This window comes from Anaerotalea alkaliphila (genome assembly GCF_010179735.1).
In the GTDB taxonomy this organism is placed as follows: Bacteria; Bacillota; Clostridia; order Lachnospirales; family Vallitaleaceae; genus Anaerotalea; species Anaerotalea alkaliphila.
This window is the reverse complement of record NZ_JAAEEH010000024.1, coordinates 17,468-37,150: the sequence shown is the minus strand read 5'-3', so window position 1 is coordinate 37,150 and position 19,683 is coordinate 17,468. Positions and strand designations below refer to the sequence as shown.

Here is a 19,683-nt window from a genome sequence, read left to right as displayed (position 1 = left end):
AGTGAGCGAACTACAATTGATCTCTTCATCACCCCATATACGTTCCAAGGATTCCACACAGAACATCATGGGATATGTGATTCTGGCGCTGTTGCCGGCCACAGCCGTAGGCGTGTACAATTTTGGTTTCAAGGCGCTGATCAACATATTGATTTGCATCATCGCATCGGTCGCATTTGAAGCCGGAGTGCAAAAACTGTTGAAAAAGGAGTTCACAATCAGGGACAACAGTGCGGCTCTTACGGGGCTTTTACTGGCTTTGAACCTGCCGCCGGCAGCCCCCGTCTTCATCGGCATCCTGGGCAGCTTTTTCGCCATCGTTATCGTAAAGCAGATTTATGGCGGCATAGGGATGAACATCGTGAACCCGGCCTTGGCGGCCAGGGCATTCCTGCTGGTATCCTATGCTGAAATAATGACCGCATGGGAAGTGGACGGCGTATCCAGCGCCACACCGTTGGCGATGCTGAAGGATGGTTCCGAACTTCCCGCCGTGGGGGATGCTTTCCTCGGAATGATCGGCGGTTCCATCGGGGAGGTTTCCGCCATAGCGATCCTCATCGGAGGGATTTTCCTGATTGTCAAGAAAATCATCAGCTACAGGATTCCGTTTTACTTCATCCTGAGTACGGCGTTGATGGTCCTTCTGTTCGGGGGCCGAGGGTTCGACCTTTCCTATCTTGGTTACCATCTGTTCAGCGGAGGTCTGATGCTGGGTGCGTTTTTCATGGCTACCGATTATGTGACTTCGCCGATGACGCCAAAAGGACAGATCATCATGGGTGTGGGATGCGGCATCATTACGGCGCTGGTCCGCCTGTTCGGCGGATATCCGGAAGGCGTCTCCTTTGCCATCCTGATCATGAACCTTTTCGTCCCCATCATTGACAGATATACCATTCCAAGAGCGTTTGGGGAGGTGGCCAAATAATGGAAAATCAAAAAGACAACATTCTGAAGAATGCACTTATCCTTTTCACGATCACAATCATTGCGGCAGTCATCCTTGGCTTTGTCTACAACATCACTTTGGAGCCCATTGCCGCGCAGCAGTTGAAGACCAGGGACAACGCCCTAGGAAACGTCCTGCCCGACACCAGCTTCGATACGCTGGAAGTGCAGAATCAGGAGACCTACAGCCAGTTGGTTGAGCTGTTCGAAGGAAAAGACGCTGCTGGAAACGTGGTTGGATACGCTTTCAAAATGGCTACGAAAGAAGGTTATGGAGACCTGATTGAACTCATCGTGGGAATCCGGATGGATGGAACCATTGCCGGTATCGATGTGATCCGGCAGGCGGAAACTCCTGGTCTGGGTGCGAAAGTGGACGAACCGTCTTTCAAGGACCAATTCGCAGGCAAAGTCGCCACGGCCCTGACTGTCGTGAAAGGCGCCGCAGGCGCAGAGGAGGAAATCTCTTCCATCAGCGGTGCCACCATCACTTCCCGGGCAGCCACAAATGCTGTGAACCAGGCGGTGGAATATTTCAATACGGAAATAGCGAAGGAGGGCAACTAGGATGGGCAATCCAATGACAAGACTTAAAACGGGCCTGATCACCGAGAATCCGGTATTCACCCAGGTGCTGGGGATGTGCCCCACACTGGCTGTGACCACATCCGTGAAGAATGGGATTGGAATGGGGTTGGCGACAACTGCTGTTCTATTCTTCTCCAACATGGTTATTTCCCTGCTCAAGAACATCATCCCCTCAAAAGTGCGTATTCCGGCCTTCATTGTGGTAATCGCCACCTTCGTTACCGTAGTTGAACTTGTGTTGAAAGGGTTCGTCCCCGCACTGTACGACTCCCTGGGACTGTTCATCCCGTTGATTGTGGTAAACTGCATCGTGCTGGGACGCGCGGAAGCGTTCGCATCCAAGAATGGCGTCTTCGATTCCATGATGGATGGAATCGGCAACGGCCTTGGATTCACCCTGGCGTTGTTCTGCCTAGGCGCAGTCCGTGAACTGCTGGGGGCAGGTTCCTTCTTCGGCATCCGTGTGATGCCCTCGGCCTTCCAGCCTGCCATCATCTTCGTGCTTGCTCCAGGAGCCTTTATCGCCCTTGGAATCCTGTTTGCATTGTTCAATCATCTTAAAGATCGTCAACCCAAAAAAGCGTAGGGAGGTAAGACATGTCAGCCTATATTTTATTGTTCATCGGTGCCATTGTTGTCAACAACGTGGTTCTGTCCAGGTTTCTTGGCATCTGCCCCTTCCTAGGGGTCTCGAAGAAGGTGGAAACTGCTTTGGGCATGGGAATGGCCGTTACTTTCGTCATTACCTTGGCATCGATCATTTCCTATTTGGTTTACGGACTCATCCTTAAGCCGCTGGAAATAACGTTCCTTTACACCATTGCCTTCATACTGGTAATCGCTTCCCTGGTGCAGCTGGTGGAAATGGTCATCCAGAAGACAAGCCCGTCCCTCTACCAGGCGCTGGGCGTATATCTGCCGCTCATCACAACCAACTGTGCGGTGCTCGGGGTTGCGGTCATCAACATGCAGAAGAACTACAATTTGCTGCAGAGCACGATCAACGGTGCGGGAACAGCCATCGGCTTCACCTTGGCCATCGTGCTGCTTGCCGGACTTAGGGAAAAAATCGAATACAATGACATTCCGAAGCCTTTCAAAGGCTATCCGATCGTATTGGTTACCGCAGGACTCATGGCCATCGCATTCCTGGGATTCGCAGGATTGATCAAATAAGAGCAAGGAGGAACATTCATTGAATATCAATAACATCATCTTTCCGGCCTTGAGCCTGGGTGGACTGGGTCTGCTCTTTGGGCTGGGGCTGGGGTTCGCAGCGAAGAAATTTGCAGTTCAAGTGAATCCCCTGGTCCCCAAAGTCCGGGATGCATTGCCTGGAGCCAATTGCGGCGGATGTGGATTCGCCGGCTGCGACGCCTTTGCGAAAGCGGTAGTGGATGGACACGCCCCCCTCAACGGTTGTCCCGTAGGCGGTGGGGAATGCGCCACAGCCATAGCGGCCATCATGGGCATGGAGGTCAAGCAGACTGCAAAAACAGTCGCCTATGTGAAGTGCAACGGAACCTGCGACAAGGCGAAAGAGAAATATGTCTATGAGGGTGTCATGGATTGTGTCAGCGCCAACATGCTCCAAGGCAAGGGTTCCAAGGCATGCGAATATGGCTGCCTCGGACTTGGAAGCTGCATCAAGGCATGCCAGTTCGGAGCCATCGACATTGTGGACGGAGTAGCGGTCATCCTTCCGGAAAAATGTGTCGCTTGCGGCATGTGCGTCAGCGCCTGCCCCAAGAACCTGATCGAAATCGTGCCGGATGCCATGAAAGTCCGGGTGGCTTGCAGCTCCTTCGACAAAGGAAAGAGCGTCAAGGACAACTGTGCGGTGGGTTGCATCTCCTGCGGCCTGTGCCAGAAAAACTGTCCCTACGATGCCATCCACGTGAACAACGGGCTGGCCAAGGTGGATTATGACAAATGCGTGCAATGTGGCATCTGTGTGGACAAATGTCCTACCGATGCAATTGTGCGTTACCAGATTTGAACCGAGTTTCAAGACGATACGCAAGAAAAGGCTGCAGCCGTTCCCGACGGCTGCAGCCTTTTCTCATGCGGGCAGTGGGAAGAATTGCATATATACAAAGTCATACGCATATGTTAGAATTAAAAAATATTGGAGATGAAGGAGCGATTCACGTGGCGAACTACGGAAAAGGCAACAGAAACGCATGGGCTATGTTTTTCATGATCCTTTCGGGAATTGTATTGGGAGGGTTTTTGGGCCATCTGGCTGCAGGTGTTTCCTATCTGGAATGGTTGGGTTTTGGGTATTCCTTCGGCATGCCGCATCCGTTCACTTTGGACTTGAAGGTTGTATATCTCAGCATACAGATCCTATTGGATATGAATATCGCAAGCATTTTGGGGATCGTGCTGGCCATATTCATTTATAGAAAACTGTAACAGGAATCCGGGGGGAGCATATGGGAAAAAGCGGTGTTGGCGTCGGCGGAACCACAATCAAGGAAATGCCCTTTTCAGAACGGCCTTACGAAAAGCTGGAACAGTATGGCCCACAGGTGCTGTCCGATGCGGAGCTGTTGGCGATCATCATCCGTTCGGGAACACGCAATGACCCGTCCGTTTCTGTAGCCCGTCAGATCCTGCAACTGAATCCCCGTGGACTGGGAGGCATCCATCAGCTTACCCTGGAAGAGTTGAAGGAAATCGACGGCATAGGAAGAGTGAAATCCATACAGATCAAAGCCATAGCAGAGCTCAGCAAAAGGCTTTCGAAGCTCCATGCCATGGACAAGGTGCGGATCAACTCCCCTTCCACCGTCGCAAACATTTATATGGAAGAAATGCGTTACCTGGAACAGGAGCATCTGAAGATAGTCATGTTGGACACCAAAAACCAAATAACCGGTGACAGCCTCCTGTCCATCGGCACGGTAAACGCCTCTTTGGTCAACCCACGGGAGGTGTTCATACACGCCTTGAAGCAAAGCGCCGTGCAGATCATTCTGGTCCACAACCATCCAAGCGGCGATCCTGAGCCGAGCCGTGAAGACATAGCCATCACCAATAGGGTGAAGGAAGCCGGAGAACTGTTGGGGATCCATCTGTTGGACCATTTGGTCATCGGTGACGGAAGTTATATCAGCCTGAAGGAACGCAATCTTTGCTGATTGCGTCCCAAGGGATGCAAGGAGAAAGGAACCAAAAGCCAGTATGAACCGGAGACAACCGATCACATCTAGAAACATCCTGTTGGCCATCACCCTGTTGGCTGTCATTTTGATGGTCTTCACATTCGAAGCCAAAGGACGATTGGCCCCCTTGGAGAAGAGCATCACCCACGTGGTCATCCCTGTACAGAAGGGAGTCACGTATTTTGGGGACTGGTTGCGGGAACAGGTTGCATTTGTAAAGAACATCAACCAGCTGGAACAGATGAATGACGCGATGGCCACAGAGCTTGACCAGTTGCGCTACGAGAACAGGATTCTGGAGCAGAACAAGCTTGAACTGCAGCAGTTGAGGGCATTGCTCGAGCTGGACAAGCGGTATGCGGAATACCCCAAGGTAGGCGCCCGGATCATAGGAAAGGATCCGGGCAGCTGGTACGAAATCTTCATCATCGACAAAGGAAGCCGTCATGGATTGGAGGTCAATATGGTTGTGCTTGCCGGTGACGGACTGGTGGGAAGAATCGTCGAGGTGGGCAACTCCCATGCGAAAGTGAAGTCCATCATTGACGATACAAGTTCCGTAAGCGGCAAGATACTGCGCACCTCCGACTTGGCGACCGTAAAGGGAGACAAGGTTTTGGGTGACCAGGGCCTCTGCCTTGTGGAATACATCGCCGAAGATGCCCACGTGGTCGAAGGGGACGAAATGGTGACTTCCCATTTGGGACAGATCTACCCTCCAGGAATCACCATAGGTACAATAAGGAGCATCGAGTCCAATCCACACAAGCTGACCAAGACTGCCGTGCTGGAGCCGGTGGTCAACTTCAAGCATCTGGAAGAGGTGTTGGTCATCACCCAGTTGTGGGGACAGGAGCTTCAGGAGGCGGAAGGGAAGGTTTCTCCCGGGACGACGGAGCAGGAGGAAACACCCCTGCCGGAGGAAATGGAATGAGGATGTTGGTCATGGGGATACTGTTGGTCCTGAACATCGTGTTTCAAAGCACGCTTTCACCTGCAATCGCAATCAACGGTGTGGTCCCTAATTTCATGATGGTGACCATCGTTTCCTTCGCCATCCTGCGTGGAAGGGTGGAGGGGGCTTTGATCGGCCTTGTTTTCGGTTTGACCCAAGACATCCTGTTCGGAGACGTGATCGGCTTCTACCTGTTGCTGTATTTCTACGCCGGCTTTTTGTGCGGCCATCTGAATAGAGCCTTTTACAGGGAAAGCATAATGATTCCACTGGTCATGGTTGGGATTTCGGAATTTCTCTTCAATATGCTTGTCTATGTATCCACGTTCCTCTTTAGGGGGAAGGTGGATTTTGCGGTGTATTTGTTCTATACGATCATCCCTGTGGTGACGTACACCACATTGGCCGCGGTCATCCTATACAGACTGTATATCATACTGAACCTGAAATTGGAAGCGCACGAACATAGAGAAAGGGATTTTAAGACGTGATTTCAGATTTTTTGAACGGCATTATGAAACACAGGCTTTTGGTCATGGCCATCCTGGCGGTTGCCTTGTTTTATGTCCTTGTGGCCCGTCTGTTTGAGCTGCAGATCATCGAGGGGGCACGGTTGGAAGAGCGGTTCGAGCTGTCCGTCCTGAAGGAGATCCAGACGACCGGAAAACGGGGAAACATCTATGACCGGAACGGATATCCTCTCGCTGAGAACACCACCGCCTTTTCCGTTTTCTATGACGACAGTGTCACGGTGGCGGACAGGAATGGGATGTTCCACAATTTGGTTCGGATCATCCGCAGAAACGGGGACGACATCATCCAGACCCTGCCGTTTGCACTGAATGAGGACAAAAGGCTGGTGTTCACCCAGTCGGGTGCCCAAGTCCTACGCTTCAAAAGGGAGCTCTTCAACCGAAGGGAACTGACGGAGGAGCAGGCGGCCATGGATGCCTACGGCATCTACAGATACATGAAAGACCGCATGTTCGTCATCGAAGACAGCAGCTATACCATGGAGGAAAACCTGGACATCCTGTCAATCCGATATGCGCTTTGGCAAAAGAGGTATTCCAAGTTTCTTCCCCAGGAAATTTCCTATGACATCAGCCAGGAAACCTTGGCCGAGGTCGAAGAGATGCGGGACATGCTGCCCGGCGTGAGCATACAGGAAAGTTCCCTGCGTTTGTATCACGATGCGGAATATTTCGCCCATATCATCGGCTATACCAGCAAGATCGACCAGGAGACGCTGGAAACCCTGAAACCTGAGGGGTATACCGCCAACGACATCATCGGCAAGATCGGAATCGAACGTGCCATGGAATCCTATTTGAAGGGGATCGACGGCAAGCAAATGGTGGAAGTGGACAATCTGGGGCGCACCATGAAGGTTGTGGAAACCCTGGAGTCCGCTGCCGGCAAGGATGTCTACCTCACCTTGGACACCGAACTGCAGAAGGTCAGCCAGGACGCCTTGGTGGAGCAACTCGCCTCCATCCTCGTGGAAAAGCTGTCCATCCGAAGGCCGACCTCCGGAGACAACCGTGTTCCCCTGTTGAAGGACGCCTTCAAGAACCTGTTCACAAACAACACAATCGACATAGAAAGGCTGGAACTGGGAGAAACCCCTTCCCAAGCCGCGCTCTACAGGAGTTTCCGCAACCAGTACGAAGGCATTTTGGCCAGACTCGGCAACGTGCTGCACCAGAATGCGTTGCATCAAGACAAGCAAATGGAGCTGACCATCAGTTACGTGCTGCGCAACCTCTCCGGGGACGGGGTGTTGGAGGACGGGTACAGGAAAACGGATGCGTACAAGGAGTTCGACAGCGGGAAAATGGGCTTCAAGCAGATGATGGAAGCGCTGTTCAAGGAGGGCTATCTGTCCGCCAGCGGACAATGGACCGGTGTCGACACCAAGGATTTCGAAAGCGTATATGCCCATGTGGCAGACACACTGATCATGGGTGGGTATGTGCAAAACAAAAGCTACCACAAAGCCTTGTACGAGCATTTCGCCGCAAATGAGCAGCTCTCGTATGTGGACATGACAAGGACACTGATAGACCAGGGGGCCGTCACCGCAACAGCCGAGGAAATCTCCAGACTGGCTTCCCGGGGGCTCTCCCCATTGGAGTTCATCAAGAGGAAGGTCGCCTCCTTGGAACTGACGCCAGCCCAACTGGCGTTGGATCCATCCAGCGGCGCGGTCGTAGTGACGGATGTGAACACGGGAGACGTATTGTCGCTTGTCAGCTATCCTGGATATGACAATAACCGATTGGTCAACAATTTTGATTACGGATATTACGTAGAGCTTTTGAACGACCCGGCAAAGCCGTTGTTCCCCATGGCTACCCAAGGGAAGACGGCTCCGGGATCCACATTCAAGATGTTGACTGCAGTGGCTGGTCTGGAGGAAAAGGTCATCACGGACAGGGAAACCGTCCGCTGCACCGGCCGATTCACGAAAATCAACCCCAGCATCGCCTGTTGGATCGCTGCATATGGAGGATCCCACGGGCCTGTGACCGTGCGCACGGCCCTTGCGGTATCCTGCAACACGTATTTCAACGAGGTCGGCTATCGGCTCGGGACGAAAGGGAGCAGCCGCTACGTCCCCCAGAACGGAATCGACAAGCTGGTGGAATATGCGGAAAAATTCGGTTTGGACAAGACTACCGGCATTGAGCTTCCGGAAACTACGCCTTCCCTTCCCGGAAGCGTCGAGGGAGGCATCGCAAACCCTGTGGCCGCAGCAATGGGCCAGGAATACAATTCCTATACCCCGGCCCAGATCGGCCGGTATCTGACCACTTTGGCCAACGGCGGCACCCTTTTCGACCTCACCTTGCTGGACCAGGTCAAGACACCGGATGGGCTCACCTATTTGAAACAGGAGCCGCAGGTCGTCATGCAGAGTGAATTTTCAGCCAATACGCTCAAGGCCGTATACGAAGGCATGTGGGAAGTCGCCAACGGAAGCAGGGGCACCTTCAGGAGCACCTTCCAAGGGTTTCCGGTGACAGTTGCCGCAAAAACAGGAACGGCCCAGCAAATCAAGACGAGGCCTTCCCATGCCATCACTGTCGCCTATGCGCCTTATGAGGCGCCGGAAATCGCGGTGACCGTTGTCATACCCTTCGGCTATACCGCCCAATATGGCGGAAAGGTCGCCAAAGAGATTTTCAGCCACTATTTTCAGGTGGAAGGACAGAGCGAAGGCGGCTACACCACGGACCACGTGCTGGATTGATTATTATCTAAACAATGTATGTACATCGAATAAAAATTTATGTATAATGGATAAGAGCCGGCACAACGGCAGGAAGCGGACATAAGGAGTCGGATATGAAGGATGCAGTTTTGATCAAGGGGAACCAGCATGGCCTTTCGGTGGTCATAGAACCGGACACGCCCTTTCAGGACGTGAAGGAAGCGGTCAGGCGGAAAATGAGCGCTGGGCGGCAATTCTTCGGCAATGCCCAGGTGACCTTGACATTTGAAGGAAAGTCCTTGGAACAAAAAGAAAAGGAGGAGCTCCTGGGAGTCATCCAGGAGAATTCCCAATTGGAAATCATCTGCCTTGTGGATGAGGACGAAAGACGGCTTGCGGAGAAGATGCTTTTTCTCAAGGCTGCCCAAAAGGAAGCGGATGAGAGCGGAGCCATTTTCTACAACAAGACCTTGCGGTCGGGACAGGAATTGGAGACAGACCGGGGTGTTGTCATCTTGGGAGACGTGAACAACGGAGCCAAAATATCCGCCGGCGGGAATGTGGTGGTTCTGGGGAATCTCAAGGGGTTTGTCCACGCAGGCACACGATATCCGGACAAGGCTTTTGTCGTCGCGCTGCACATGCAACCGATGCAGATCCGGATCGGGCAGGTGATGGGAAGGTCCCCCGACAGCGGCGGCATGGAAAAGACCGGCTATGATCCCAAAATCGCATTTGTCGAAGACGACAGGATAGTGATCGAACAAATAACAAACACGATTTATAAAGAGTTGGGACTCTAGTATAAATCAGTCAAGAAACAAGGAGTGAACCCATGAGTGAAGCTATTGTAATAACATCCGGCAAAGGCGGGGTAGGAAAGACGACTACCAGTGCGAATTTAGGTACGGGACTTGCCATCCTGGGTAAAAAGGTTGTCTTGTTGGATGCTGATATCGGTTTGCGCAACCTGGATGTCGTCCTTGGGCTGGAGAACCGGATTGTGTACAATTTGATCGATGTGATCGAAGGGAACTGCAAACTGAAGAATGCGTTGATCAAGGACAAGAAGCACCCCGGCCTGTTTTTGCTCCCGGCCGCACAGACCCGCGACAAGGATGCGATTTCTCCGGAGCAGATGATGGAGCTGATCACTACGCTGAAAAAGGATTTCGATTATGTTCTGATCGACTGTCCGGCTGGAATCGAGCAAGGCTTCAAAAATGCCATCGCTGGGGCCGACAAGGCCATCATCGTAACGACACCGGAAGTGTCCGCCATCCGGGATGCTGACCGCATCATCGGCTTGTTGGAGGCAAACGAGATCAAGGATGCCCGCCTGATCGTGAACAGGATCCGGATGGACATGGTGAAGCGCGGAGATATGATGTCCATTGAGGACGTTGTGGAAATCCTGGCGATCGACCTGATTGGGGTCGTCCCGGATGACGAACAGATCGTCATCTCCACGAATACAGGGGATCCGATTGTGAACAGCCAGAACATCCTGTCCGGGCGGGCGTATCTCAACATATGCAAGCGCATCACGGGGGACGACGTCCCGTACCTGGACCTGAATGCAGAAACCGGACTTTTCAGAAGGCTAAAGAGCCTGATTGGCTTCAACAACTAGAAAGGTGGAACCGCCATGTTTGATTTTTTTACCAGAAAAGGGAAATCAAAATCAGTAGCAAAAGACCGCTTGAAGCTGGTTTTGATTCATGACCGGGCGAATTGCTCGACGGAGGTTCTGGAGTTGATGCGTGCCGACATCATCAGGACCATCAGCAAATACATGGAGATTGATGAAGAGGCTTTGGAATTCAAGGTAGGCACAACCAAATCGGATACGTCCGAAAACCTGGTTCCGGCGCTTTTTGCGAACATTCCGATCAAAAGCGTAAAGCGTCAGGAAGTGCTGTAGGCAAATGCTGCGGACTTACAAGAACTACCATTTGAGGAAATACGATTTCCTGTTGATTTTACTCCTTTGCCTTTTGGCCGGCATCAGCATCACAGCCATAGGAAGTGCCACACAGGTGAACAGTCCCGACGGAACGGACTATTTTGCCAGCAAACAGCTTGTAGGCTATGTTTCCGGACTCGTGATGATATTGGTGGTATCTTCAATCGACTACCGTTTCATCACCAGGTTCTACATACCCATCTATATCCTGAACATAGCGTTGCTAGGGGGCGTGCTCTTGATCGGGGAAACGGTGAACGGGGCCACCCGCTGGATCAACATCGCCGGATTTACGATACAGCCATCGGAGTTTTCCAAACTGTTCATGATTCTTTTTCTTGCGAAATATTTCGATAAATGCAAGGACAAGATCAATGAATTCCACATCCTGCTCATGGGAGCCGGCGCCATGGCGGTAACCATCGGCCTCATTTTCCTCCAGCCAAACCTCTCCACAGCCATTGTGATGTCGATCCTTTTCCTTGTGATGGTTTTTGCCGGGGGCATCAGCTACAAATATATCGCAGCTGGAATCAGTGTTGCTGTACCTACATTCCTGTTCCTTCTGTGGTACATCCAGCAACCCTTTCAGAAATTGCTGAAGCCCTACCAGCTGAGCAGGGTCCTTGCCAACATCAATCCAGAGGAATACGCGCTTTCCACATCCTTGCAGACCAACAATTCCATTCAAGCCATCGGCTCAGGGCAGTTGTTCGGCAAGGGACTGTATCTCGGCAAATTGAACAAGTACAACTATTTGCCTGAGCCCCAGACGGACTTCATCTTTTCCATCATCGGTGAGGAGTTCGGCTTCGTTGGATGCGTGGTGGTCCTAGCGCTTCTTTTCCTCCTCATCATTCGTTGCCTTTGGCTGGCGAAAGATGCGCCGGACAATCAAGGGATGCTGATCATTGTGGGCTTTGTGGCGCTCATCCTGTTTCAAACATTCATCAATGTAGGTGTGACCACAGGAATCGTACCGAACACAGGGGTCACATTGCCGTTCGTAAGCTATGGGCTCAGTTCCCTATGGAGCAACATGATCGCCATCGGAATCATACTGAACATAAGCATGCAAAGAAGAACTACATACTAAGGGGGAATTCCATGAACATCGGACTTGTTGCACATGACAAAAAGAAGAAATTGATGCAGAACTTCTGCATTGCCTACCGGAACATCTTGAGCAAGCACACGCTGTACGCTACGGGAACCACGGGTAGGTTGATAGAAGAGGTGACCAATCTGAACATCCATAAATACTTGGCGGGTCACTTGGGAGGAGAACAGCAGCTGGGTTCCCAGATTGCCCACAATCAGATCGATATGGTCGTTTTCTTGCGGGATCCGGTGTCGAAACAACAGCATGAACCCGACCTTTCCTCCATCGTACGGCTTTGCGACATCCACAACATACCTGTGGCCACCAACCTTGCAACGGCAGAACTGCTTGTCAAGGCTTTGGACAGGGGAGACTTGGAGTGGAGGAACATTGTCCATTAAAAAAGGACTGTCCTTGGGACAGCCTTTTTAATTTACAGCAGGAAAATTCGTCCAAGACAGCTTGGGACCAAACTTTCTGCTGTAGCCTGAATGCATGCGAGGCATGCGTTCTTGTCAAGTCGGCAAATGGAGGAACCGTCTGCTTTCCCGTATATTTTAAGGTTTATATCGCATATTCCTTGAGGAAATCCGGCAAATCCTTGTTTTCGCAATTGATGCTGGCAATGAGGCGCACATTGAACCGGTCGGTCACAGCCTTCAATTTTTCGATCAGTTCATCGGAACTTTCAATCTGGCTCACATGGGCCATTTTCAAAAGTCCGTCAACAAAAATCTCCGTTATGTCACTGTCTTCGGAGAGGACGCCACACATGAAACCAAAGAACGCATTGTAATTGTCGATAGGATACTCTGAAATGTTGATGTATCGGATTTCGTGGTGCAAGGCCAACATATGGCTGTTGTCGCCGTCGATGTAAACCACATGTCCTTTTGTGCCTTTCACCGTCTCGTTGGCCAAATCAATCAGACTTTTGGTTTTTCCCTCACCTGTACTGCCTGCAACAATCCTTATCATATGAATCTCCTCCTTGTTTTCTGAGTGTTCATGGTTGAGAATGTGAAAGCATGATTCCTGCTTATTATACCTTATATTCGATGGTTTTTGCGGGTTTCCTTCTAAATAAATAAAAATTTTGCAAAACTTGCGCCAGGAGGCGATTAGGATGAATAAACAGCACGAAGCAGTGAATAATCAGACATTGATGGGGGGATGCGATGGATTCGGTATATAGCACATACAGCGATTATCTTCTTGGAAAATACAAAGGCAAGGTGTACAAGCTGCCCGTGGACATCAGGACCACCTGCCCCAACCGGGATGGCACATTGGGGACCGGCGGCTGTCATTTCTGCAGTCCCTTGGGAACAAGCTTTGAAGGGGACGGCAAGGAACTGGGTGTAAAAGAGCAGTTGGAGCGTAACAAGGAAAAAATCAAGAAGAAATACAAGGCCACAAAGTTCATCGCATATTTCCAAAACTACACCAATACCTATCTGCCGCTGGAGACCTTCGCACAGGTGATCCGTGATGCGTGCCAGGAAGACATAGTGGAAATTGCGGTATCCACCCGACCGGATTGCGTATTGCGCACCCATTTGGACATCCTGCAGTCCTGCAGCAAGGAATTTGCTGTGGATATAAGCCTTGAGCTAGGCCTGCAGACCGCCAATGGGAAGACCTTGGAAGCGGTCAACCGCGGACACACGGTGGAGGATTTCGTCCGGGCGGTTGAATTGATCCATTCCTATGGGTTTTCCGTATGCACCCATTTGATCCTGAATCTCCCGGGAGACACGAGGGAGGATGTTTTGGCTTCTGCGGCGCTGATGAACCGCCTCGGAATGGAGCAGGTGAAGCTGCATTCCCTGTACGTCGCCAAGGGGACTGTGTTTGCGGACCTGTATGAACGAAATGAATTGGAAATATGCAGCATGGAAGAATACAAGGAGCGGGTCATCCTGTTCCTGGAACATCTAAACCCCGATATTGTGGTCCAACGCCTGTTGGGCAGAGCGCCCGAAGGGGACTCCCTGTTCTGCAACTGGAACACCAGTTGGTGGAAAATCAAGGATTCCATCGAGGCCATGATGGTGGAGAGGGGATCAAGACAAGGGAAGGCCTTGGTTGACCAGGAGGCATCTTTATGAGAAGTAAAAGCAAATCCAACAAATACATCCAAAGCCATCAGCTGCATCAGGCAAAAAAGGAGGCGAACAACCACATCTACCTTGGCGGATTCGTCTATTTCCTGATTTTCTCCTACTTGACATTCCTGGGATTTCAAGCCAGCCAGGCGGAGAAGTCAAACCATTCCTTGGCCGAGCCTGGATCCATCCTGCAAGAGGAAATGTTCACCGGAATGATCATCCGAAACGAGGTTCTGGTCGCGAGCCAGCAGGAGGGAGCCCTCCAATATTATGTCCCGGAAGGAGAAAAGGTGAAGAAGGGAAGCCTGGTTTGCGCAGTGGACCAGGACGGACAGCTCCAGGCGTTGCTGGAAAAAAGCGTGCGGGAAAACAAAAGCAAAATAACAAACAGTGCGGAAATTTCTGACACCAACTACCAGTATCTGCAGGCGCAAATACGCAATTACGTAATCAACAGCGAGGACAATCCGTTTGAACATCTCTACGCGGCGGTCAATTCCATCGACAAGGCGGTCCAGGACATCTCCAGCATGGTGGTGGTAGCTGACCCGGCGGCGTTCCAAAGTGTGTTGGATACCCTAAAGATGTATGAGGAACGCATGCGCAACAACGGCACCTATTACCAAGCCCCGAAAAGCGGTGTGGTTTCCTATGCTGTGGATGGTATGGAGGATGTTACCCGGGAGAGTTTCAAGCCTTCCGATTTGGTTCGTCAGCCGACATCCATCAGCAGGGAAGAGCGCCAGGTGGCCCAAAAGGATTCGGTCCTGTTCAAGATTGTCGACAACGGACATTGGTATGTGGCGGCCCGCATTTCCCAGGAAGGGGCCGCCTATCTTCAAGACCGGCGTTTTGTCACCATGCACTTCACCCAGAAGAACGACAAGATCATCGCAGAAGTGGATTCTTTGTACCAGGAAGAGGAGTACAATTATGTGATTTTCAAATTGGACCGGCAGATGAATGATTTCCTGATGGAGCGGAGGGTTCCTTTTAAGCTTATCTACAATTCCTACACGGGAATCAAGATTCCGAACGCTGCAGTGAAGGAAATGCAGGTATTTCCTGTGCCCCGAACCGCGGTATTCACTGACCGGGCAAGCCAGCAGATTGAGATGCAAGTGACCGACCCGGAGGCTGTGGGGAATGTGACACTGAGGCAAATCCCGATAAAGGTGTATTACCGAAGGGACAACAGCACGTTTGTGGCCCCCATCAATGAAGGGGATGTGCTCCGTCCAGGCGACACCATCACCTACACCGATCCCACAGGCGCTTCCCAAACGAAGCTTTTCCATACCCTGTTGTCACCCGAAGTTGTGGAAGGTGTTTTCGTATTGAACAAGGGTTTTGCGGATTTCAAGAGGATTGAAACCATCTACAAGGAAAGCGGTTACCGGATTGTGGACGAAACAACATCCTATGGTGTTCGCATCTACGACAAGATTGCAAGTGACGCTTCCGCCTATAAGGAATTCCAGGTTATCCTGGAATGAACGCGAAAGCGAGGAAGGGTAGAATTATGGAAAAAAATCTGCAGCGGATAAGACAAGACATCGAGGAGGCTTGTGCCAGGGCAAACAGACCGCCTTCCACAGTCCTCCTGATCGCAGTGACCAAGACGCTCCCGGTGGAGAGGCTGCAAGAAGCGTGGGATGCGGGCATACGGGATTTTGGGGAGAACAAGGTCCAGGAGATACGTGACAAGTCCCCCCTTTTTTCCGGTGAAGCCCATTGGCATATGATCGGCCACCTGCAGACGAACAAGATAAAATACATCATCGACAAGGTCTCCTTGATCCATTCTGTGGATTCCCTGAAACTTGCCCAAGCCATAGACCATGCCGCGGGCAAGGCCGGAAGGGTGCTTCCTGTTCTGGTCCAAGTGAACGTAGCCCAGGAAGACAGCAAGTATGGGGTTGCCCTGGAGGAGTGCGAAGGCTTGGTCAGGGAAATCGCTTTGCTGCCCCATGTGCGGGTGGAGGGCTTGATGACGGTAGCCCCTTTCGTGTTCGACCCCGAAGAGAACAGGCCTGTTTTCAGAAGGCTGAAAGAACTTTATATTGACATTAAAAACAAAAACATTGATAATGTGAATATGCATGCACTGTCTATGGGCATGAGCAACGACTATGTCGTGGCCATTGAAGAAGGCGCCACCATGGTACGCATCGGAACCGCACTGTTTGGAGAAAGATTCTACAAATAAGCACAAAAATTGATGAGGTGATTGTATGGCCAAACTATTCGACAAAATGATGGATTTCATGAAATTGAATGATGAGTATTCGGATGAGGAAACAAACGGGTATGAAGATGATTTCAACTCGTTCACTGGACAGCCCCAGCCTGTAAACGCTCCCCAGCAGCAGGCACCACCCGTAGGGAACCAGGGGTCTGAAGCCAAGAGCGGTTTCAAGACCTATGCCGGGGGCAGGAAGTCGGGTGGAACCAAGGTCGTCAACTTTCAGGCCAATGTGCAGATGGAGGTTGTTGTCCTGCAGCCGGACACCTATGACGAGGCGCAGGAAATTTGCGACCATATCAAGAGCCAGCGGCCCGTGATCATCAATCTGGAAGCCATGGACAAAGCGATTGCGCAGAGGATCATGGATTTTGTCAGTGGGGCGGTCTATACATTGAACGGGAACCTGCAGCGTGTGACCAACAACATTTTCATCATCGCACCGGAGAACATCGACATTGCAGGGGATTTCCGGGAAGAGCTGAAGTCCAACGGAATCATCCTGCCCTGGAAGAGTGAATAGGCCATGGTAGGCATGCTGTATGCAGGCACATTCCTGCTCTACTTCTTGAACGCACTGCAGCTCATCGTCCTGGCGCGTGTCATCGTATCCTGGCTGCCGGTCAGCCCCAGCAACAAGCTGATCGACTTCATCTATTCCATTTCAGAACCCATATTCGTTCCGATCCGCCACCTCATCAAGCGGTCTATTTTTGGGGGGCGCAACGGGGGGATGCTGCTGGATTTTTCACCGATGGTTGCCTTTCTGCTGATCAGCATGCTGGCGAATTTCATCAGCAGGATGTTGCTGGGACTGGGGACGGTATGACCGAAGACGATCTGCTGGTGAAGAAGCTGCTGGACAAGGCACATCAATGTCATGAAAGGGCTTACGCAACCCATTCGGAATTTTTGGACCTGCATGAGCAGACCCTTTTCGAAATGTCCAGGAAGTCCTTCCCCCCGGTGAAACATATGTTCGACGGTGGCAGGAAGGAAAGCGAGCGCAAGATGCTGATCTTCTATCCGGAATTCATGGATCCCAACCAGGTGGAGAAACCGTTCGCCTGCATCAGGATCAAGGCCGACACCCAAGAGGGTGGACATCCCGGGCACAGGGATTACCTGGGAAGTCTGATGGGCCTTGGAATCAAGCGTTCCTGCATGGGGGATCTGCTGGTCCATGGCGACACGGCCCATGTGTTCGTTTTGGACACCATGGCCTCCTATGTGTTGGACCAGCTGCATGCAGTGGGGAACACCCCAGTGCGCGCGGAGAAGATGGAGGATACTACGGTTTTGGGGAACCTACGCCCGGCGTTCGTTTCCATCCGGAACACGGTGGCTTCCCTGCGGTTGGACAGCGTGGTCAAATTGGCCTTCGGCATGGGACGAAAGGATGCTGCTGAACTTGTCTCGAAGGGAAGGGTCCATGTAAATGGGGAGGAAAAATTGCAGCCATCCTCCCCCGTGAAGGAAGGGGACCTGATTTCAGCAAGAGGCAAGGGGAAATGCAAGCTGCAGACAGTCGGCTGTGAAACGAAGAAAAACAGGATTTTCATAGAAATCCACAAATACATATAGGAGGAATCATATGCTTACACCTTTGGACATCGAATCAAAGCAATTCTCAAAAGCAGCGGTGGGAGGATATAATGTCTCCGAGGTCCGTAAATTCATGCGGGAAATTCTGAACTCCTATGAAAAGGCATACAAGGAAAATATCGAGATGCGCGACAAGGTCAATATCTTGAACGAGGGAATCCAGTATTACAAGACATTGGAGGAGACCCTGCAGAATACGCTGATCATGGCTGAAAAGATGGCGGAGGAGACAAAACAGAGCGCACGAACCAAAGCGGAGCTCATGGAAAAAGAAGCCGAAGCCAATGCCCGTAAAATCGTCGCAGATGCGAAGGCGGAGGTTTTGCAACTGCAGCAGATGGTGGATGGGCTGAAAAAGAACTATGAAGTTTCCAAAATCCAAATCCAACAATTTTTGAAGATCCAAATGGAAATGATTCAGAACGACAGTTTCCTGACAGGGATTCAAGCAGAGGAGAAACCGAACGACGAGCCTCTGCCTACCGACATGGACACCTTATCCTGGAACCTGGAAGAACCGTTGGAAAATCTGGACGATTAGGAACAGGCAGGATGCGTTCATGCCGACCGGTTTGAACGTTGACAGCATAGAGGATACGGGAAGAATGCCACCACGGACCCCAGGTTGTCCAGTGATGGCATTCTTCCTGTGCAAACAGAACAGGCAGGTGGACATATGCAAAGATTGGATGTTGAAACAAAGAGCAAGCACTATGAAATCCTTGTGGACCAGGACTTCCTGGATCTCGTTCCAGCCATTCGAGGACTGGACAAGGATTTCAGCAGCTACCATGTGGTGAGCGATGACAACGTGACACCGCTTTACCAGAGGGAAATCCTGGACGCGCTGGCTGGGTTCGGAAAGCCCGTGCACGGCGTCACATTTCCCCATGGTGAAAAGAACAAGAACCTGTCCACGATGGAGGCAATCTACCAGGCACTGATTGAAAATGGTGCGGACCGAAAATCCCTGATAGTCGCACTGGGGGGAGGTGTCGCCGGAGACATGGCAGGTTATGCGGCGGCAACCTATATGCGCGGCATTGCGTACATCCAGATTCCCACAACCTTGCTCTCCCAGGTGGACAGCAGCATCGGTGGAAAGACGGGCATCGATTTCAATGGATACAAGAACATCATCGGCGCATTCCATCAGCCGGAACTGGTGTACATCAACACTGCAACCCTCAAGACGCTCCCAAGGGGTGAATTCACTTCTGGTATGGCGGAAATCATCAAGCATGCCATGATAAAGGATGCGGCCTACTTCGATTTTCTGGAGCTGGAGAGGGAAAGGGTCCAGGCGCTTGACCATGAGGTTCTCACGTCGATGATCCTCCGTTCCTGTGAAATCAAAAGCCAAGTGGTTTCAGAAGATGAAACGGAGAAGGGGAACCGTGCCCTACTTAATTTCGGGCATACGGCCGGACATGCCATCGAGCGGCTGATGGATTTCAGGATGCTGCATGGGGAATGCGTTTCCATCGGCATGGTGGCGGCCGCCCGGCTCTCTGCTGCCGAGGGGGGATTCCCGCCCGCGGAAGCGGAGCGGTTGGTCAGGCTTCTGGAAGCCTACGGCCTTCCCCTTGCTGTGCCGGACCTGTCCGCCGAGTCCGTCTATGAGGAACTGTTCCACGACAAGAAAACCATGGGGAATACCCTGACATTCGCCCTTTGCCGCAGGATCGGCGACAGCTACCTATCCAAGGGTACCCTGACAAAGGCGCAGATCCTGGAGGCGTTGGACCAGGTCATGGAAAGGGAAAGGTAACC

Annotated in this window: 24 protein-coding genes; 23 read left to right on the top strand and 1 reads right to left on the bottom strand. The window is 51.6% G+C overall.

Annotation, left to right across the window (positions count from 1 at the left end):
- Position 1: 1 nt before the first annotated feature.
- From GXN74_RS09410 to mgsA, 15 genes are all read left to right on the top strand, one after another.
- Positions 2–931 (top strand): RnfABCDGE type electron transport complex subunit D, encoded by a 930-nt coding sequence (locus GXN74_RS09410; RefSeq protein ID WP_162370678.1) that lies wholly within the window; start codon positions 2–4, stop codon positions 929–931.
- Positions 931–1,518 (top strand): RnfABCDGE type electron transport complex subunit G, encoded by a 588-nt coding sequence (locus GXN74_RS09405; RefSeq protein ID WP_162370677.1) that lies wholly within the window; start codon positions 931–933, stop codon positions 1,516–1,518. The genes GXN74_RS09410 and GXN74_RS09405 overlap by 1 nt, the downstream gene beginning before the upstream one ends.
- A 13-nt stretch (positions 1,519–1,531) precedes the next feature.
- On the top strand, positions 1,532–2,125 hold the full coding sequence (locus tag GXN74_RS09400; protein WP_246208659.1) for an RnfABCDGE type electron transport complex subunit E: 594 nt from the start codon (positions 1,532–1,534) through the stop codon (positions 2,123–2,125).
- Positions 2,126–2,136: 11 nt separating this feature from the next.
- Positions 2,137–2,715, top strand: a complete 579-nt coding sequence (gene rsxA / locus GXN74_RS09395; protein WP_162370675.1) for an electron transport complex subunit RsxA — start codon at positions 2,137–2,139, stop codon at positions 2,713–2,715.
- A gap of 19 nt (positions 2,716–2,734) precedes the next feature.
- Entirely contained in the window at positions 2,735–3,538 is an 804-nt protein-coding gene (locus GXN74_RS09390) for an RnfABCDGE type electron transport complex subunit B (protein WP_212505757.1), read from the top strand.
- A gap of 110 nt (positions 3,539–3,648) precedes the next feature.
- Positions 3,649–3,957: a DUF4321 domain-containing protein gene (locus GXN74_RS09385; protein ID WP_162370674.1), complete on the top strand. Its 309-nt coding sequence runs from the start codon at positions 3,649–3,651 to the stop codon at positions 3,955–3,957.
- 20 nt (positions 3,958–3,977) lie between these two features.
- Entirely contained in the window at positions 3,978–4,685 is a 708-nt protein-coding gene (gene radC, locus GXN74_RS09380) for a RadC family protein (RefSeq protein ID WP_162370673.1), read from the top strand.
- A gap of 43 nt (positions 4,686–4,728) precedes the next feature.
- A complete protein-coding gene (gene mreC, locus GXN74_RS09375; protein ID WP_162370672.1) occupies positions 4,729–5,643 on the top strand; it encodes a rod shape-determining protein MreC in 915 nt (304 codons plus the stop codon).
- The gene (mreD, locus tag GXN74_RS09370; protein ID WP_162370671.1) at positions 5,640–6,155 is read left to right on the top strand and encodes a rod shape-determining protein MreD; all 516 of its coding nucleotides are present in this window, start codon (positions 5,640–5,642) and stop codon (positions 6,153–6,155) included. The genes mreC and mreD overlap by 4 nt, the downstream gene beginning before the upstream one ends.
- Positions 6,156–6,178: 23 nt before the next feature.
- Positions 6,179–8,920 (top strand): penicillin-binding transpeptidase domain-containing protein, encoded by a 2,742-nt coding sequence (locus tag GXN74_RS09365; protein WP_162370670.1) that lies wholly within the window; start codon positions 6,179–6,181, stop codon positions 8,918–8,920.
- 95 nt (positions 8,921–9,015) lie between these two features.
- On the top strand, positions 9,016–9,684 hold the full coding sequence (gene minC / locus GXN74_RS09360) for a septum site-determining protein MinC (protein ID WP_162370669.1): 669 nt from the start codon (positions 9,016–9,018) through the stop codon (positions 9,682–9,684).
- A gap of 32 nt (positions 9,685–9,716) precedes the next feature.
- The gene (gene minD, locus GXN74_RS09355) at positions 9,717–10,514 is read left to right on the top strand and encodes a septum site-determining protein MinD (RefSeq protein ID WP_162370668.1); all 798 of its coding nucleotides are present in this window, start codon (positions 9,717–9,719) and stop codon (positions 10,512–10,514) included.
- A gap of 15 nt (positions 10,515–10,529) precedes the next feature.
- Positions 10,530–10,805, top strand: coding sequence for a cell division topological specificity factor MinE (minE, locus tag GXN74_RS09350; protein ID WP_162370667.1), 276 nt, complete (start codon positions 10,530–10,532; stop codon positions 10,803–10,805).
- A 4-nt stretch (positions 10,806–10,809) separates the two neighbouring features.
- Complete coding sequence (gene rodA / locus GXN74_RS09345) at positions 10,810–11,943, top strand: rod shape-determining protein RodA (RefSeq protein ID WP_162370666.1); 1,134 nt, start codon at positions 10,810–10,812, stop codon at positions 11,941–11,943.
- A gap of 11 nt (positions 11,944–11,954) precedes the next feature.
- Positions 11,955–12,350, top strand: a complete 396-nt coding sequence (mgsA, locus tag GXN74_RS09340) for a methylglyoxal synthase (RefSeq protein WP_162370665.1) — start codon at positions 11,955–11,957, stop codon at positions 12,348–12,350.
- 163 nt (positions 12,351–12,513) lie between these two features.
- On the opposite strand, the gene GXN74_RS09335 is transcribed toward mgsA, so the two are convergent.
- Positions 12,514–12,927: a twitching motility protein PilT gene (locus GXN74_RS09335; RefSeq protein ID WP_162370664.1), complete on the bottom strand. Its 414-nt coding sequence runs from the start codon at positions 12,925–12,927 to the stop codon at positions 12,514–12,516.
- Positions 12,928–13,127: 200 nt separating this feature from the next.
- Between GXN74_RS09335 and mnmL the strand changes: the two genes are divergently transcribed.
- The 8 genes from mnmL to aroB all read left to right on the top strand — a co-directional run bounded on the left by mnmL (position 13,128) and on the right by aroB (position 19,681).
- Positions 13,128–14,060, top strand: a complete 933-nt coding sequence (gene mnmL / locus GXN74_RS09330; RefSeq protein WP_162370663.1) for a tRNA modification radical SAM protein MnmL/YtqA — start codon at positions 13,128–13,130, stop codon at positions 14,058–14,060.
- Entirely contained in the window at positions 14,057–15,556 is a 1,500-nt protein-coding gene (locus GXN74_RS09325) for a biotin/lipoyl attachment domain-containing protein (protein ID WP_162370662.1), read from the top strand. Before mnmL ends, GXN74_RS09325 begins: the two co-directional genes overlap by 4 nt.
- A 26-nt stretch (positions 15,557–15,582) precedes the next feature.
- Positions 15,583–16,269: a YggS family pyridoxal phosphate-dependent enzyme gene (locus GXN74_RS09320; RefSeq protein ID WP_246208658.1), complete on the top strand. Its 687-nt coding sequence runs from the start codon at positions 15,583–15,585 to the stop codon at positions 16,267–16,269.
- A gap of 25 nt (positions 16,270–16,294) precedes the next feature.
- Positions 16,295–16,828, top strand: coding sequence for a cell division protein SepF (locus tag GXN74_RS09315; protein ID WP_162370661.1), 534 nt, complete (start codon positions 16,295–16,297; stop codon positions 16,826–16,828).
- A 3-nt stretch (positions 16,829–16,831) separates the two neighbouring features.
- Entirely contained in the window at positions 16,832–17,134 is a 303-nt protein-coding gene (locus GXN74_RS09310) for a YggT family protein (protein ID WP_246208657.1), read from the top strand.
- A complete protein-coding gene (locus tag GXN74_RS09305; protein ID WP_162370660.1) occupies positions 17,131–17,889 on the top strand; it encodes a YlmH family RNA-binding protein in 759 nt (252 codons plus the stop codon). Before GXN74_RS09310 ends, GXN74_RS09305 begins: the two co-directional genes overlap by 4 nt.
- Before the next feature lie 10 nt (positions 17,890–17,899).
- Positions 17,900–18,451, top strand: coding sequence for a DivIVA domain-containing protein (locus GXN74_RS09300; RefSeq protein ID WP_162370659.1), 552 nt, complete (start codon positions 17,900–17,902; stop codon positions 18,449–18,451).
- 135 nt (positions 18,452–18,586) lie between these two features.
- The gene (aroB, locus tag GXN74_RS09295; RefSeq protein WP_162370658.1) at positions 18,587–19,681 is read left to right on the top strand and encodes a 3-dehydroquinate synthase; all 1,095 of its coding nucleotides are present in this window, start codon (positions 18,587–18,589) and stop codon (positions 19,679–19,681) included.
- Positions 19,682–19,683: the final 2 nt, after the last annotated feature.

Excerpts from the sequence above, each read along its gene's own strand:
- rodA (WP_162370666.1), top strand. The coding sequence starts at position 10,810 with ATGCTGCGGACTTACAAGAACTACCATTTGAGGAAATACGATTTCCTG.
- GXN74_RS09400 (WP_246208659.1), top strand. The coding sequence starts at position 1,532 with ATGACAAGACTTAAAACGGGCCTGATCACCGAGAATCCGGTATTCACC.
- mgsA (WP_162370665.1), top strand. The coding sequence starts at position 11,955 with ATGAACATCGGACTTGTTGCACATGACAAAAAGAAGAAATTGATGCAG.
- radC (WP_162370673.1), top strand. The coding sequence starts at position 3,978 with ATGGGAAAAAGCGGTGTTGGCGTCGGCGGAACCACAATCAAGGAAATG.
- GXN74_RS09335 (WP_162370664.1), bottom strand. The coding sequence starts at position 12,927 with ATGATAAGGATTGTTGCAGGCAGTACAGGTGAGGGAAAAACCAAAAGT.
- mreD (WP_162370671.1), top strand. The coding sequence starts at position 5,640 with ATGAGGATGTTGGTCATGGGGATACTGTTGGTCCTGAACATCGTGTTT.
- GXN74_RS09310 (WP_246208657.1), top strand. The coding sequence starts at position 16,832 with ATGGTAGGCATGCTGTATGCAGGCACATTCCTGCTCTACTTCTTGAAC.
- GXN74_RS09405 (WP_162370677.1), top strand. The coding sequence starts at position 931 with ATGGAAAATCAAAAAGACAACATTCTGAAGAATGCACTTATCCTTTTC.
- GXN74_RS09300 (WP_162370659.1), top strand. The coding sequence starts at position 17,900 with ATGCTTACACCTTTGGACATCGAATCAAAGCAATTCTCAAAAGCAGCG.
- mnmL (WP_162370663.1), top strand. The coding sequence starts at position 13,128 with ATGGATTCGGTATATAGCACATACAGCGATTATCTTCTTGGAAAATAC.
- rsxA (WP_162370675.1), top strand. The coding sequence starts at position 2,137 with ATGTCAGCCTATATTTTATTGTTCATCGGTGCCATTGTTGTCAACAAC.
- GXN74_RS09315 (WP_162370661.1), top strand. The coding sequence starts at position 16,295 with ATGGCCAAACTATTCGACAAAATGATGGATTTCATGAAATTGAATGAT.
- minC (WP_162370669.1), top strand. The coding sequence starts at position 9,016 with ATGAAGGATGCAGTTTTGATCAAGGGGAACCAGCATGGCCTTTCGGTG.
- GXN74_RS09325 (WP_162370662.1), top strand. The coding sequence starts at position 14,057 with ATGAGAAGTAAAAGCAAATCCAACAAATACATCCAAAGCCATCAGCTG.
- minE (WP_162370667.1), top strand. The coding sequence starts at position 10,530 with ATGTTTGATTTTTTTACCAGAAAAGGGAAATCAAAATCAGTAGCAAAA.
- GXN74_RS09365 (WP_162370670.1), top strand. The coding sequence starts at position 6,179 with ATGAAACACAGGCTTTTGGTCATGGCCATCCTGGCGGTTGCCTTGTTT.
- minD (WP_162370668.1), top strand. The coding sequence starts at position 9,717 with ATGAGTGAAGCTATTGTAATAACATCCGGCAAAGGCGGGGTAGGAAAG.
- GXN74_RS09305 (WP_162370660.1), top strand. The coding sequence starts at position 17,131 with ATGACCGAAGACGATCTGCTGGTGAAGAAGCTGCTGGACAAGGCACAT.
- GXN74_RS09385 (WP_162370674.1), top strand. The coding sequence starts at position 3,649 with ATGTTAGAATTAAAAAATATTGGAGATGAAGGAGCGATTCACGTGGCG.
- mreC (WP_162370672.1), top strand. The coding sequence starts at position 4,729 with ATGAACCGGAGACAACCGATCACATCTAGAAACATCCTGTTGGCCATC.
- aroB (WP_162370658.1), top strand. The coding sequence starts at position 18,587 with ATGCAAAGATTGGATGTTGAAACAAAGAGCAAGCACTATGAAATCCTT.
- GXN74_RS09320 (WP_246208658.1), top strand. The coding sequence starts at position 15,583 with ATGGAAAAAAATCTGCAGCGGATAAGACAAGACATCGAGGAGGCTTGT.